Annotated in this window: 14 protein-coding genes; 8 read left to right on the plus strand and 6 right to left on the minus strand. The window is 40.2% G+C overall.

Annotation, left to right across the window (positions count from 1 at the left end):
• Both PSI22_RS17930 and PSI22_RS17935 read left to right on the plus strand, forming a co-directional pair.
• On the plus strand, positions 1-349 hold a 349-nt coding region (locus tag PSI22_RS17930), incomplete at its 5' end, for a hypothetical protein (RefSeq protein ID WP_370689044.1).
• Positions 346-858 carry an SMI1/KNR4 family protein gene (locus PSI22_RS17935; RefSeq protein ID WP_273580924.1) on the plus strand — a complete coding sequence of 171 codons (513 nt, stop codon included), beginning with the start codon at positions 346-348 and terminating at the stop codon, positions 856-858. The genes PSI22_RS17930 and PSI22_RS17935, both read left to right, overlap by 4 nt.
• 105 nt (positions 859-963) lie before the next feature.
• Here the strand turns inward: PSI22_RS17935 and PSI22_RS17940 are convergent, their stop codons facing one another.
• The 3 genes from PSI22_RS17940 to PSI22_RS17950 all read right to left on the minus strand — a co-directional run bounded on the left by PSI22_RS17940 (position 964) and on the right by PSI22_RS17950 (position 3,312).
• On the minus strand, positions 964-1,656 hold the full coding sequence (locus tag PSI22_RS17940) for an IS1 family transposase (protein WP_273580925.1): 693 nt from the start codon (positions 1,654-1,656) through the stop codon (positions 964-966).
• A gap of 214 nt (positions 1,657-1,870) precedes the next feature.
• A complete protein-coding gene (locus tag PSI22_RS17945; protein ID WP_273580926.1) occupies positions 1,871-2,692 on the minus strand; it encodes an intradiol ring-cleavage dioxygenase in 822 nt (273 codons plus the stop codon).
• 140 nt (positions 2,693-2,832) lie between these two features.
• Complete coding sequence (locus PSI22_RS17950; RefSeq protein WP_273580927.1) at positions 2,833-3,312, minus strand: Hcp family type VI secretion system effector; 480 nt, start codon at positions 3,310-3,312, stop codon at positions 2,833-2,835.
• A gap of 397 nt (positions 3,313-3,709) precedes the next feature.
• Between PSI22_RS17950 and PSI22_RS17955 the strand changes: the two genes are divergently transcribed.
• The 6 genes from PSI22_RS17955 (at position 3,710) to PSI22_RS17980 (ending at position 11,703) form a co-directional block, all read left to right on the plus strand.
• Positions 3,710-4,720: a hypothetical protein gene (locus PSI22_RS17955; RefSeq protein ID WP_273580928.1), complete on the plus strand. Its 1,011-nt coding sequence runs from the start codon at positions 3,710-3,712 to the stop codon at positions 4,718-4,720.
• 12 nt (positions 4,721-4,732) lie between these two features.
• The gene (locus PSI22_RS17960; protein ID WP_273580929.1) at positions 4,733-5,605 is read left to right on the plus strand and encodes a tetratricopeptide repeat protein; all 873 of its coding nucleotides are present in this window, start codon (positions 4,733-4,735) and stop codon (positions 5,603-5,605) included.
• Positions 5,606-6,742: 1,137 nt separating this feature from the next.
• Complete coding sequence (locus tag PSI22_RS17965) at positions 6,743-7,288, plus strand: fimbrial protein (RefSeq protein ID WP_273580930.1); 546 nt, start codon at positions 6,743-6,745, stop codon at positions 7,286-7,288.
• Between the two features lie 102 nt (positions 7,289-7,390).
• Positions 7,391-8,092: a fimbrial biogenesis chaperone gene (locus PSI22_RS17970; RefSeq protein ID WP_273580931.1), complete on the plus strand. Its 702-nt coding sequence runs from the start codon at positions 7,391-7,393 to the stop codon at positions 8,090-8,092.
• A gap of 30 nt (positions 8,093-8,122) precedes the next feature.
• A complete protein-coding gene (locus tag PSI22_RS17975; protein ID WP_273580932.1) occupies positions 8,123-10,612 on the plus strand; it encodes a fimbria/pilus outer membrane usher protein in 2,490 nt (829 codons plus the stop codon).
• Positions 10,613-10,686: 74 nt separating this feature from the next.
• Positions 10,687-11,703 carry a fimbrial protein gene (locus PSI22_RS17980; RefSeq protein WP_273580933.1) on the plus strand — a complete coding sequence of 339 codons (1,017 nt, stop codon included), beginning with the start codon at positions 10,687-10,689 and terminating at the stop codon, positions 11,701-11,703.
• Between the two features lie 148 nt (positions 11,704-11,851).
• Here the strand turns inward: PSI22_RS17980 and PSI22_RS17985 are convergent, their stop codons facing one another.
• The 3 genes from PSI22_RS17985 to flgA form a co-directional block, all read right to left on the minus strand.
• Positions 11,852-12,292, minus strand: a complete 441-nt coding sequence (locus PSI22_RS17985) for a flagella synthesis protein FlgN (protein WP_273580934.1) — start codon at positions 12,290-12,292, stop codon at positions 11,852-11,854.
• A 26-nt stretch (positions 12,293-12,318) separates the two neighbouring features.
• On the minus strand, positions 12,319-12,618 hold the full coding sequence (gene flgM / locus PSI22_RS17990) for a flagellar biosynthesis anti-sigma factor FlgM (protein ID WP_012988427.1): 300 nt from the start codon (positions 12,616-12,618) through the stop codon (positions 12,319-12,321).
• Positions 12,619-12,737: 119 nt separating this feature from the next.
• Positions 12,738-13,409, minus strand: a complete 672-nt coding sequence (gene flgA / locus PSI22_RS17995) for a flagellar basal body P-ring formation chaperone FlgA (RefSeq protein WP_273580935.1) — start codon at positions 13,407-13,409, stop codon at positions 12,738-12,740.
• Positions 13,410-13,640: the final 231 nt, after the last annotated feature.

The raw sequence follows: 13,640 nt of genomic DNA on the forward strand, positions 1-13,640 counted from the left end.
TGGTGATGTGCTGCATCCTAAAACTGTCTCAGCTAAAAACCCTGAAGGATTGTTCACAATAAAAGCCACAGGTAGTTATACTGATGATAAAATAGCTTTGTATAAAGCTGCAGGTATAGATGAATATCCATCACGCAAGTGGATATCGCACCATGTTAGCTATAATCCCGAAAAGAATGAAATGGTCATGCAACTTGTGAATCCTGAATACCACAGTCATCCTCATGTAGGCGGAGCACATGAGTTTGAAAAAGAAACTGGTCACAAGTATGGAACTCAAAATGCAATTGATGAAGCTACTAAACGAAATAATGCTATATTTAACTGCAAGTCAGGTGGGATAAAATGACAAATAAATTTTTTACAGACCATAATTTAAAATTTGAGAAATCACTACAAGGATTAACTTTAGGGGAAATAAATATTTTTATCCCACAAGAATTTCATGGTAAAGATTGCTTTATTGAATTCTATGAAAATTTTAATGGTGGGTATTTCTACGGTGGTGCTTTTATTTATCGTGATACGTTCAATAAAGTAAACGGAAATGATTATAACTTAATGGAAATTGAAGCATTTAATTTCATTTCGTTGAATGATAAGGAAGATTCTCCGTATTTACTTTCTATATCTGATGTTTTGAAATATAGGAGTAAGATATCTCAAGATTTTCTTAAATTCGCGCAATCGCACCTTCCATTTGCAGGAGATGCTGGAGATAACGATTACTGGATTGATCTTGACAGTGGACGTATAAAATATACGAGATCATCTGATATAGATTGTTTAAACAATATTATTGATATAGCTCCATCATTTCATGAGTTTTGCATGAATATACAATCGGCTAGAAGATAATCATTTTAATATACAGCCAGAATATCTTCTGGCTGACTTATTTCAGAGCCGTTTAGTTAATTCTTACCGGCTTTCTGGTTATGTATTAGATAGTTAGATCTCTTATTAAAAATAGTTCTCACGCTCAATGAAAGTACCAATCACTTTATCGTGCATTTCCTCTGATTTAGAATACCCTATCGTTTTTCGATTCAGTCTTTTTATCTGGGTTCGATGCGTTAAATTGTTTCTTTCTAAACGTTGGGTGAATGTCTTCCCGGTCAGGTGTTCTTCTTCTGGGAGGCTGTCATACACAGCATAATCATCCGTACAATAAAACCGAATATTAAAGGGCGATAAAAGGGTAAGCAGTTTGTCTAATGTTTTCCGGCTGCGATCCCCAAAAACATGCGCCACTATTCGTTTCAGACGGGGTTCCCAGGCATACCAGAGCCCGCGTTGATTTTTCTTGTTCCCCACAAACGACCCTTGCTCATCCATTTCACAGATAAGCTGAATGTTATCCCCGTCAAGAGGAAGCGTCGTCACGTGTCGGGGGGAAGTTTTTAGCGTTGTCATGACGGTGCTTGTGGCCACTTTCAGGACACGGGCGGTGTCGCGGATCCCTCCGTTATTCATTGCCATATCGATAATCTGTTCTTTAACACCGGGTTTACAGGCTTGATAGGTGTATTCCAACTGAAAGACCTTACAGCAGGCATAACAGCGATAACGGGGATGGACGCCATTTCCTTTTCCATGCCCTTTGACATGTTCTGATGTGTGACAATAACGACAATAAACGTCAACTTTAGCCATACTCCACCCTTAAAAAGTTAGAGCATATCACAATAACTAACTATTCAATACATGACCGACAGAACCGTTTTTCGGCTTCAAAAGCGGTTCCAAATATCAAATTTTTACTATTTTGAGAGTACAAAGCCTTTTTTTCGATATCGCTTAATATATATTTTCATCCTGTCAGATCTCAAACACCGGTTATGGAGGATTCTTTCTAAATTAGATTCACCTACACAGTGTATTTAGCTAAGTCTTTAGGGGTTATTTTTTTGGACACATGGTCTTTATTAATAGATAAAACTATCTTTCCATGTAATCCATCCAATAGATTATCACCTATTTTTTTTACTGTCAAAATTGCAGCTCTATTTTTAACTCCAGAAAAGATAGAATCATCTTCATTTTTAAGCCTATTAATACCTCTTGGAGAATACATATCATTCATCATGACTTCTTTAGATATATTCTCAGGGAAATAGAGTTGGCCTACAAAGTAGAATTTATCTTCCTGTCTTTTTTGTACATTAGCACTCCTTGCTGATAAATGGATATGTATAGCTCTTCCAGCATAAAATCCAGGGAAAATCGTGGTGAATCTGACTATGCCTTCTTTATCTGTTCTTTGTGCTCCACGAAGAAATATGCTTTCATCCGTTCTTGAAATCGTCCCTATATCACCAGATGGAGCCTTAAGGTCTGGGTTTATGTATTTCCAACCTGAATATTTTCCCATCGCATTACAATGCCATATATCAATAAAGATATCATCTAAAGGTTTACAGGTTACAGAATCAATGACTTTCATTGTCAATAAAAGAGGTATTCCTTGTTCATCCTCTGTGATATTCCGTCTCAACAGTTTGTTATTTATAAAATATGGACCTGACATTTCCTCTGGGGTCATCTCGCAAACGCCGATACCAATACCATCCTCTTTCTTTGGTTGACTAGGTGAAGAGGCGAGAGCTCCTGCTGGAAGCAGGGGTAATAATGAAAATACTGCACCAGTAACACTCGCCTGTTTCAGAAAATGTCTTCTTTCATTTTTCATAAAGTGGTTCCTTATATGTCATTTAATAATATGATTTGTTGTATAATTTTAGCTTTATTTTGGCAGATAAAAAAGGCGTAAGTTCACGATGAATCGTATTATGTAAAGCAAGACGATTTCATCTTACTTTATATGGGAAATTAATAAATATTCTCATCCCTAATGCTGTAGCCTGATGTTCCTGCAGAGTGGTGTCTGCATGTAATATCAGTATAAATAACAGATATATATTCTTCAGGTTGAGCGCCCGCGTGATTGATATTGTGTGGATATCTCGTTGAGTAATCAACAATGGAAGCGCCTTTAATCAAAATACTGTAATATTTTTCTTGCGCTCCATTCTGAGATGTTCGAAAAAACTCAAGTTCTAATGTTAATTTTTCATTATTAGAAATAGCCATCAATATTAATGGAGAGGATTTATCGATAGGTTTTATAAAGTCTATCGGATGATGTGTTACGTTTTGTGCTCTGGTAATTGAACTATTGAATTCAATCACAAAGATTTTATCTTCATTGCCGATTTGACATTTATTACCAATTGAATCGAGTGATGAACATCCTGCCGAGATTAATCCTTGTTTGTCACCTTTCAGTGTTAAATAAATTAAATTCGCCATTTAATTTTCCCTTATTTTTTAAAGATAACTTTATCATTATCAGAAATGTTTATTATTGTCTAGCCTTTATTTTTAGATGGTTTTTATTTACGAGATAAGTCACAAAAATTTCGTTATTTATAATTTTCAGTTATTGTTTTTATTATGATATTTACGTAGATTATTATTGATGTTCCTAAAATTGAAGTTATTAATCACTATAAAATTTGCTAATCTACTCTTTTTGACATGGATATCATTCTGCTACTGATAAATTTTGATAGGAGTGTTGAAATTTCAATCTATAACCTATTATACTCAAAAAAAATTTTAGTGGCTGTGCGCCATATCCAGCAGTATAAGGCTTAACAGAAATATCCTAGGCTCCATGTTTGACAAATATGATCAGAGGAAAAGTATGGAAAGTTGTTCAAGAAATGATGAAGGGTGGATTTATTGTAGGGGAAATCAGACGATTGATGAAGATAAGGCGCTTGAAAAAAGAATTCATGTGCTAAAGCGGATAATGAGAGCGCTTAAAGATCATGAAGAGCGGAGGAAAGCGTGTGGTGGTAAACATTATACCGGTCTGGATGAATCTATCTATTATGATTCATGTGGCAATATCATGTCTGCGGATGAAGTTTTTGAACAAAATGGCTGGGTTAAAGGGACGGAGAGTCTATTTGTGAGTTCTTATGATGGTATTAATAGATTAAGTGATACTGTTGATGAATACTACCCAATGAATATTGCTATTCGTTCAGTGAGAGAAAGAAGAATTTCCATTAATCCATTAATTTTAAAAGAAAATGCAGAGGCGATTTATTTACTGACAAGAGCATGGGAACCTCATGAGTTTTTATCTGAAGCAGCGGAGATTATATTGTCTTCTATTTTGGATGATATTTATGGGCAGAGAAAGGAATTGTTAGTAGCATTGCTGGTAGGGAAGGGATTTATAAAAGAACAAAAAATTGTCAAAGAGTTTAATAAAGATATAAGAGGGGGAATAGAAACTGCATTTATTGATCAAAGCATTCGGTTTGTCCCGAAAATGATATCAAGTCGTGTTATCAGAAGTGTTATTGTTGCTACTATTGTGCATAATATGGTTAATTTAATTGCAATTAATAATCCTTTTTTTCTAAGAAAAAGAGCTGGAATTATCAAAGGTGCTAATATCGCTGTTTTATTACTTACAAACTATGGAGTTATTGAAAAGCTATCTAAATCAGCAAGAAGATTAAAAATTAATTATCCTAAAGTATATCAGAAGCTGGATGAGGCTAAATTAACATTAGCTTATCATTTTTTTGAAGATATTTTTGATGAATTACTTCAATTATTTGAAATAACAAGCGCTAATGCTACTGATCAAGCTTTTTTACAAGCTATTAGTAAGCTGTTGAATAATTATTCAGTATAAGGAGGTGAAAACATGAAACGATTAATCCTTATTTGTTTCTCTTTTGCTTTTAGCTTTTCCGCCACCACATGGGCTAAAAATGATACCTGCCAAATAAAGCCAGCGACCTTTCATATTTGTTTGGATTTAGCAAACCAAGGAGATCCCTATGCGCAATACAAAATGGGGGAATTATATGATAAGGGATTGGGTGTTCAGCAAGACTATAAAGAGGCTGCAAAATGGTATACCCAATCCGCCAAGCAAGGATATGCAGAAGCGCAATTTAGTATTGGTTACTTCTATAGAGAGGGATGGGGGGTATCGCAGGATTATGCCATTGCTATGAAATGGTATCAGAAAGCAGCCAATCAGGGGCTTACCAACGCACAGAACAACATGGCTTTTTTGTATGAGGAGGGATTAGGGGTCAGGCAAGATAAACAAAAAGCCATGGAATGGTATCAGAAAGCAGCGAAATTGGGTGATTCTGCTGCTCAAAGTAACTTAGGAATGATTTATGAACTAGGTGAAATTGTGCCACAAGATTATCAAAAAGCGATGGAGTGGTATCTAAAAGCATCAGAGCAGGGCCTTTCAACGGCTCAAAATAACATTGGTATTTTATATCGTAAAGGCCGCGGTGTACCACAAAACTATCAAAAAGCGATGGAATGGTACCTTAAGGCGGCAAAAGTCGGTAATGCAGTAGGTATGTTTAATGTCGGTTATTTATACCAATCTGGGCTTGGCGTTGAAAAAGACGAACAAAAAGCACTGGAGTGGTATCAAAAAGCCGCAGAAGCAGATAAAAACTTTACCGAAGCCGCATTTGCAGTGAAGAAACTGACGAAAAAACTCAATCGAGATAAAGTATCAGGTGCTTCGAAAAATACAGGTAAATAAATGGAATGGTGTGACATCTCAATATTTGGGTGGCAATGCTTTTATTCCGTTTCTGCTAGTAGATAAGAGTAAGTAATAAACTAAATAGAAGACGTTTTTAATCGCCTTTTTTATACCCCCTAAAATAGATTCATTAACGAACTTAGCGATGTCTTTTAACAGATTTACTTTCAAATTTTCACAATGAATTTTTTTAATGTTAATTTATCTTATCCTGTTCGCTGTTATATGGTTAATGAGTGATGGTTTAAAAAAGTTATATTTATATGCTATCCATTTTATGGCACCGCACTTCATGGCTGCCACGAACGAAGTTATTTGTAGGTACTTCCAACAGATAGAATTTGTACGTAAACAATAAATTTTACTGAAAATAGTCTCATTTTATACAAATAATTAATTTATTAACCAAGAATCCGAAGATTAGCCCCAGCGATCAATTAATTAATATCAATAGGAAATACCTATCAATAATAATTAATTGATCGTTAATAACAATTTTAATAACAAAATGAGTTGGTGTATCTTCCTCCAGCTACTAAAGTGGAATTTTTTAATTAAAGCGTATTAAAAATAATGCCGTTAATCAAATATGCGAGATGTTATAGGTATGGAAACCCGACATGGACAGTTATTTAAGGTTGACTATTTGTTATAAAACATATGGATAGAGTTATTTTAATCACCTCACCAATTGACACATCATTTATACGTAATAGGCATAAGTCATCAGGTCAAGCTCAGGATTCCTGACCAGATGTTTTAGAGAATTACAAAAAATTGATTGTGCGTATAAAAGCAGCTCTCATTAGTTTTTAAGGCAAGTTGCCTTGAATCTTGGGAATATATAATCGCAACGTGTAAACAGTATAACCAAGCTGAACATCTATGCGGTTGTCTGAAAGATTGCTGATATATTCTTACCTATTTTGAGTAATCCAATATTACGTTTGTCGGCATCATTCGCGCTATTGAAGGGTCTCTTATGTATTAATAGACTCTAGTAAGGAACGCCATTCTTTATTAGCAGGGACATACTCTTAGTTTTGTTCTTAAAAACACAACCATCAATTATTAAAATTTATTGAATTTTCTTAACCGAAAATAGGTATTTTTATTTCGGTCGGGAGAATTTTTATGTCTGTAATTAAAGGAATAAAAATGAAATTATTAAAATTATTTATCGCAGCAGTTATTTCTGGATCTATGGCTGCGCCGGCATTGGCTGCCGATGGCACAATTAACTTTAACGGTAGGATCACTAAGGCGACATGTACTGTCAATGCTTCAACTGGTCCTGTCAACCTACCTGAAGTAGGTGCGACTGCCCTTGCAGGAAAAGGTAAAACCGGGGGCGACACTCTCTTTAGCATTGATCTGAAGGACTGCGGGATAGTGGGTGATTCGGCTAATGTGCAGGTGAAATTTGGCGGTGTTAAAGATAGCATCGATGGCAATCTGCTGAAAATTAACTCTGAGAGTGGTGGAGCGACGGGTGTTGGCATTGGTATTTATGAGAAAAATGGTAGTACGCTAATTAATATGGGGGAGCTTAGCAAAAGTACTCCAGTGACTAAGGATGTAACTACACTTGAATTTAAGGCTAAATATGTGGCTACAGGGGAAACTGTCACGCCAGGCACAGTGAAAGCCTCTACGGACTTTACACTAGACTACGAGTAATTCCTTACATTCCCCATTTACTGTTTTTTTATTGCTTTTGTGATATCTCCACCGCATTCGGTGGGGGTGTCTCTCATTTTTAGTTTGTGTAGGGATATTGTTATGTTAAAACGTTTTTTGTTCGGACTGCTACTGTCCCTGCCTGTTGTCTTTGCTGCCCCCACCCATGCCGGGATAGCGCTCAGTAGCACCCGGGTGATCTATGAAGCATCTCAACGTGAAGCGGCCATTTCCGTAATCAACGAGAGTAAGGAAGGTGTTTACCTTATTCAGTCTTGGGTAGATACCTTTACAACAACCGAAGTATCTGATCGCAAAGCGCCATTTTTAGTGACACCGCCCTTATTCCGTCTGGATGGTGAGCAAGAAAACCGTCTGCGAATTATCCTGACAGATGACTCTTTGCCACAGGATCGTGAATCTGTCTTCTGGTTGAACGTTAAAGCGATTCCTGCGGTGGAAAAAAACGATGCAAATCGCCTGCTGATATCGGTGAAAAACCGGATAAAGCTCTTTTATCGGCCGGCTGGATTGACAGAAAAACTGGCGGATAATGCCTATCAACAACTGACTTTTTCCCGCCAGAATGGGCAATTAGTGGTGCAGAATCCAACCCCTTTTTATATCTCTTTCCACAACATTACGGTCGGGAATAATCCAGTACCGGAAGCCGGTATGGTCGCCCCGTTCAGTCGCCGTCAATGGCCTTTACCCGCAGGTTCCGGTAATACCGTGACTTGGCGGGCTATCAATGATTTTGGCGGCACCACTGAGCCACAGCATCAAACATTATCATCCTTGTAATCACCTATCATTCAGAAGATATTTTATGTTATGAGTTTGATTACTCCTTCTATCCGTGCGCAGTTAATATTGCTGCTGTTGGCCGGATTTCTGCCTGTCTCTGGGTATGCCAGTGACTATTTTGATCTCGATGCTCTGGAAATTCATGACCCGTCTGCGCCGCCGCCTGATTTGAGCTATTTTGCAGAAAAAGGCGGTAGTGCACCGGGGACATACCATGTTGATATCCGTGTTAATGGCCAGAATAAAGGTGCTCAGGATATCCAGTTTGTGCTGGGAACCGGGAGAAAACTTCAACCCGACTTATCGGTTCAACAACTGGCCGACTGGGGAGTCAATGTTGCGGCTTTCCCAGTCTTGAACTCAAAAATGCAGGTCACTGACCTGGCTGACATCATCCCTTATGCCAGTACCTCATTACAGCTTGGTCAACAAACGCTAATTATCAGTATTCCTCAGGCGGCGATGACGGCTGAAGCGCGCGGTGCGATTGACTCGTCACTTTGGCAACAGGGTGAATCGGCGCTATGGATGAATTACGATTTTAACGGTGCTGAAACTCGCAGTAAAAGCGGTGCTAAAACTAACAGTATCTATATGAATTTGCGTAGTGGATTAAACTGGGACGCCTGGCGCCTACGAAATTATTCTACTTACCATCGAGGCCGTAGCGGCGAGTCACGTTGGGAAAACCTTAACACGTATCTTCAACGTGATGTTCATCTTCTAAAAAGCCAGTTGGTGATGGGTGAAACCAATACACGTGGAGAGCTGTTTAGCGGATTTGCTTTCCGCGGCATCACCCTGATGTCTGATGATAATATGCTACCGGACAGTCAGCGGGGATTCGCTCCGATAGTGCGGGGAATAGCGGAAAGCAATGCGCAGATCACCATCCTTCAGAACGGATTCATGATTTACCAGGCTTATGTTCCACCTGGGGCTTTCGTGATTGATGACCTTTATCCGGCCTCCTCAGGAGGAGACTTGAATGTGACTATTCGGGAAGCGGATGGCCGTGAACGGCACTTTGTTCAACCCTTTTCGTCGGTTCCTATCATGTTACGGGAAGGTGGGTTCAAATACAGTCTGACGGCGGGAGAATACCGCACTTCGCACGAACAGACCCGGCAGCCGCTCTTTATGCAGAGTGAAATTTATTATGGCCTGCCACATGCCACAACTGTGTATGGCGGTACGTTATTGTCTCCGAACTACCAAGCCTATGTTGTTGGTGTGGGATACAGCCTTGGCCGTTGGGGGTCTTTGTCTTTTGATATCACGCAGTCACAGGCTGATATTATCAATGAAGGTCAACAACAGGGCCGGGTTTATCGGTCGCAGTATACCAAAGACTTCGAACAGACCGGCACTCGCTTGTCGCTGGCCAGTTACCATTATTCTTCACCGCACTTTTATGATTTTCAGGACGTCAATAACCAGGCTGCACATGACGAGCTGTCATATCAACGTAAACACAAATTTCAGCTTAATCTGAGTCAAAACTTGTCGGATTATGGCAGCGTCTATGTTTCCGGTTATTTGCAGAATGATTGGGGAAACCGCGGCACGACCCGTAGTTTAAATGTCGGGTACAGTGTGAATTATGCCGATATCAATTATACCCTGAACTACACCCAAAATATGAGTTCAGGTAACTCAACAGCCGATAACCAACTGGCATTCAATATACAGGTTCCGCTCGACCGCTGGCTGCCGAACAGTTGGGCTACCTATAGTTTCAATCATAATCGCCAAGGCGATATGAACCAATCAGTTGGACTGAGTGGTACGGCTCTGGATGACAATGTTCTGGGTTACTCTCTGCAACAGCGTTACGGTAATAACGGTCAGAATTCCAGTGGTAATATTAATCTCAACTATAAAGCCCGTTATGGGGAGCTGTCCGGTGGATATAACTACAACAATAGCTCGCAGCAGATTAACTACGGACTCAGGGGAGGATTGGTCGCTCATCGCCATGGCATAACTTTGTCTCAATCATTGGGTGAGACGATTGTCTTGGTCAAAACCCCCGGAGCAGCAGGGGTTAAGGTTAACGGCTATAACGGGGTTGAAACGGATGGGCGAGGCCATGCAGTATTGCCCTATGTCAGTCCTTATCACCATAACCGTATCGCTCTGTCACCGGACTCTTTTGGCGATGGCGTGGAAATTGAGTCCAATATCCAGACTGTCATTCCGACACAGGGAGCGATGGTCGTGGCTGATTTCCGAACACGGATCGGTCACCGAGTACTGTTTACTCTGACTCATCTGGGTAAACCGATTCCTTTTGGTGCAATAGCTACCCTGAATGAAGAAAATACAATCAGCTCCCTTACTGAAAATCAGAGCATTGTTGGTAATGGAGGGGAAGTCTATTTCGGTGGTGTGCCGGAGCAGGGGCAGTTGTCTGTTCAATGGGGTAATAGTCAGTTTGAACAGTGTAAAGCGCGTTTTATTTTGCCAAAAAGTGAAGCGGCGGTGATTTCGATGAAGGCAGATTGTCAGTTATGACGGGAAGTTATCATATTTCTGCTTTAAGCATGGCGGCCCACAATAATTTATAGACTCGATATAAGGAATGATTGATGAAGGTATTCGTTTATCCGTGGTTACTGTTAGCCCCGGTATTTTTTTCCTCCGGTGAGGTTTATGCCGATTGTTCCGGGGGCAGTGGAATCATATCGACTGTTGCGGTGTCCATTCCGCAACATATATCGAGGGATGAAATATACCGTAGCTTAGATTCCCAGTCTCGGGCAAATATGGCGATAACTTGCACAAATATGCCAGTAGGAGCCACTCACATAACTGTCGGTATAAAAGCTTATGGGGACGATTCGGGGATAACTTCCATCTACCGTAAAATTTTTAAACTGGGTGACAGTGGTATTGGGTATGTCGTTATTGGTGTGGATGATACGCACGATGAAAAACCGATAACAACAACTGCGGACCGTTTTTGGGGTGGTAATGCCAGAGAGCTATATACCACTAAGATAGGGCCTGATGGCACTATCAACCTGAATGCCGCACTCAGACTCGAATTTTACAAAATTGGCCCGATAAAGCCGGGTCGTTATTCCCAGTCAGTAGCCGCAGCTATTGTCGCACCGCGCGGATCCAGAATACCCAGCGTGACTCAAGAATTCCGATTCACCACGGGTATGATAACGATTAACGCCCCAACCTGTTCCGTCGATAACAGCACAATTCCTGTAACATTAGGCCGGATAACGACAATGCAATTACCTTATGTGGGTTCAACGGCAGCGGAAACACTATTTAATATACCTTTGACTTGTCAACCCAAGGCTAGCGTTTTTATGACCTTAGAGGCAGGTCGTCAAGGGGCTTATGACCTAATGCAAGGTATTATCGAGCTTAAACGTGGCCTTAATGAGAGGGCGAGGGATGGTGTTGGTGTTCAGATTTTAGATGGTAAAACGAACCTGCCCATTTACCTTGGTGAAAAAAAATACTATACCACTACCGGGACGGGCGGGCCTGTAAACATTCCTTTAAAAGCACGCTACTATCGGTATGGTGACGTTAGAGCAGGGGTTGCCAATGCGACAGCGACATTCACAATGAGTTATGAGTGATAAAGAGTGAAAGCCTGGAATCGATAGATGATTATCTGAACAGAGAAAAATGATGGCTGGGTACGTTAGCAGCTAAAACAGACCCCTTATTTCACTGATAAATTAAGAGGTCTGTACATATGACGACTTAAAGTCGCACCACTCAAAATCAAACACTGATCTTGTGACCAGACAGTGCTGTGTTGTGATGGGCTTGCCCATCAGCACCATAAAGAGAAGGGCTGTGGTGACTTTTCAAGAAAGCAATTGCTTGGCTGTTCAACTCAATATGTTGATCCAGTAAAAACCCATTATGCACATTGAAATCACGGATACGTTCAACAGTCTGACTGATTTGATCCCATAATACCGCCAGTATTTCATGGTTGGCATAGGGGGCGTTCACTTTCAGCGTTTCATTTAATTGCTGGCGTCTTCGTTCAGCATGATCGAGTGCCGAGAGAAAAAATGTCTTTTGTTCGGTGACTCGATGTAAATGATTCGCTTCAATAAAGCCTTCGCTCAATATGCGTTGTTCTTCTGCCATAGTGTTCGAAAGCGAATTTAAGTGTACGTTTTGCTGCTCAAGCAAGAGTTGAAGTTCTTCCATTTATGGCTCTTTATGATTTTGATGGTTTATTTATCATATTCCATGTTTTCAAGGGCTTCTCTGAACAAAGCATCAGCAATTTTACCGCTGTCCATGGTCAGAGTTCCTTTCGCAATGGCTTCTTTCAATTGTTGTACTTTCTGGATATTAATATCTTGGCTACTTGGCTGAACGAGCTTTTTCTGCGCCTCGCTCAGCTTAACTTGCGTATCGGCGCTTTTTTCTGCGACAGCCACAGTTCTGCGAGTGCTCTGGGCACCTTCATTGGCATTGCGTTGCTGCACAGCAGCAATGGCCAGTAGAGGTTGAGTGCATTCAATACTCATAATTGTAATCCTTTAATCAGGCATTAATTTGTCTTAGGTAGCAGGCGATATACCGCTGGCATGCCTGTAAATCATGGTCTGTTGGTTATATCGGCTTGAAAGAATAAAACTTTAGCCATTTATAACATCATTTTTACACTGCCATTTTCCTGAGTTTCTCCGGTAATCACCTGTCCAGAAGCCAGGCGGACACGGATATTATCAAAACTCGCGGCGTTGTTAATCGCTTTTCCTTCGTAGCGCACCTGAAAATGATGCCCATCTACGGTGACGACGACATTTTGTCCGGCGCGAATCGCCCACGGACGTCGGATCATGTTACGAGTGATGAATTGTCCGGCAGGGATGTTGCGAATGGCAATACCATTTTGTATGACCTTTCTGTTACGGATTATGTCGTTTGGTAATTTATCCAAAGCCCCTGTTTTTACCTGAAAATCTTTTTCTGTCAGCACGGTATTACGTTGAATTGTGTGGTTAGAAATCAGATAGGAACCCGTAACACCGACGTATACCTGAATAAAACGGCGCTGTTGGCCGCAGGTGACGGGAATGGACAGGCTGCCCCAGTTTTTGCTGCTGAGTGACGGATGTATTTCAGGAAATTCACATACCGGCCATTGCTGTTCAGGCGTTTTAATTTTCACGGTGACTTTGTGGTCCGCGTTGTGGTGAATCTGTGTGAAATAATTATTGATTGATTGCGGTAAATTGCTTGCCAATGCCAAAGCGCTATGCAAAAAACTGCTAAGGAAAAAGGTAATAAACCCGATAAATTTTAATGCAGGCATTTTCACCACCCTGACCCTGTTTGAGAACCATGATTTCAAAAAATATTCAGTACCTGTTGGATGTTAATAGTGTAACGCGATTGATTATTCGTTAATGGGATAAATAGCAATCCAATTTGTGTCTATTCATCGAATCAGCTTTTTCTTCTGAGTTTATTCTGTTAGCTGCTTAGAGCTTAATACAATGGGCTTTAATGAGTTACAGGGCTTGCCCTGCATAACAGACCAGAG

The organism is Xenorhabdus aichiensis, assembly GCF_028598775.1.
Classification (GTDB): Bacteria; Pseudomonadota; Gammaproteobacteria; order Enterobacterales; family Enterobacteriaceae; genus Xenorhabdus; species Xenorhabdus bovienii.

Coding starts and splice junctions, on each gene's coding strand:
- PSI22_RS17935 (WP_273580924.1), top strand. CDS start 346: ATGACAAATAAATTTTTTACAGACCATAATTTAAAATTTGAGAAATCA.
- PSI22_RS17940 (WP_273580925.1), bottom strand. CDS start 1,656: ATGGCTAAAGTTGACGTTTATTGTCGTTATTGTCACACATCAGAACAT.
- PSI22_RS17945 (WP_273580926.1), bottom strand. CDS start 2,692: ATGAAAAATGAAAGAAGACATTTTCTGAAACAGGCGAGTGTTACTGGT.
- PSI22_RS17950 (WP_273580927.1), bottom strand. CDS start 3,312: ATGGCGAATTTAATTTATTTAACACTGAAAGGTGACAAACAAGGATTA.
- PSI22_RS17955 (WP_273580928.1), top strand. CDS start 3,710: ATGGAAAGTTGTTCAAGAAATGATGAAGGGTGGATTTATTGTAGGGGA.
- PSI22_RS17960 (WP_273580929.1), top strand. CDS start 4,733: ATGAAACGATTAATCCTTATTTGTTTCTCTTTTGCTTTTAGCTTTTCC.
- PSI22_RS17965 (WP_273580930.1), top strand. CDS start 6,743: ATGTCTGTAATTAAAGGAATAAAAATGAAATTATTAAAATTATTTATC.
- PSI22_RS17970 (WP_273580931.1), top strand. CDS start 7,391: ATGTTAAAACGTTTTTTGTTCGGACTGCTACTGTCCCTGCCTGTTGTC.
- PSI22_RS17975 (WP_273580932.1), top strand. CDS start 8,123: ATGAGTTTGATTACTCCTTCTATCCGTGCGCAGTTAATATTGCTGCTG.
- PSI22_RS17980 (WP_273580933.1), top strand. CDS start 10,687: ATGAAGGTATTCGTTTATCCGTGGTTACTGTTAGCCCCGGTATTTTTT.
- PSI22_RS17985 (WP_273580934.1), bottom strand. CDS start 12,292: ATGGAAGAACTTCAACTCTTGCTTGAGCAGCAAAACGTACACTTAAAT.
- flgM (WP_012988427.1), bottom strand. CDS start 12,618: ATGAGTATTGAATGCACTCAACCTCTACTGGCCATTGCTGCTGTGCAG.
- flgA (WP_273580935.1), bottom strand. CDS start 13,409: ATGCCTGCATTAAAATTTATCGGGTTTATTACCTTTTTCCTTAGCAGT.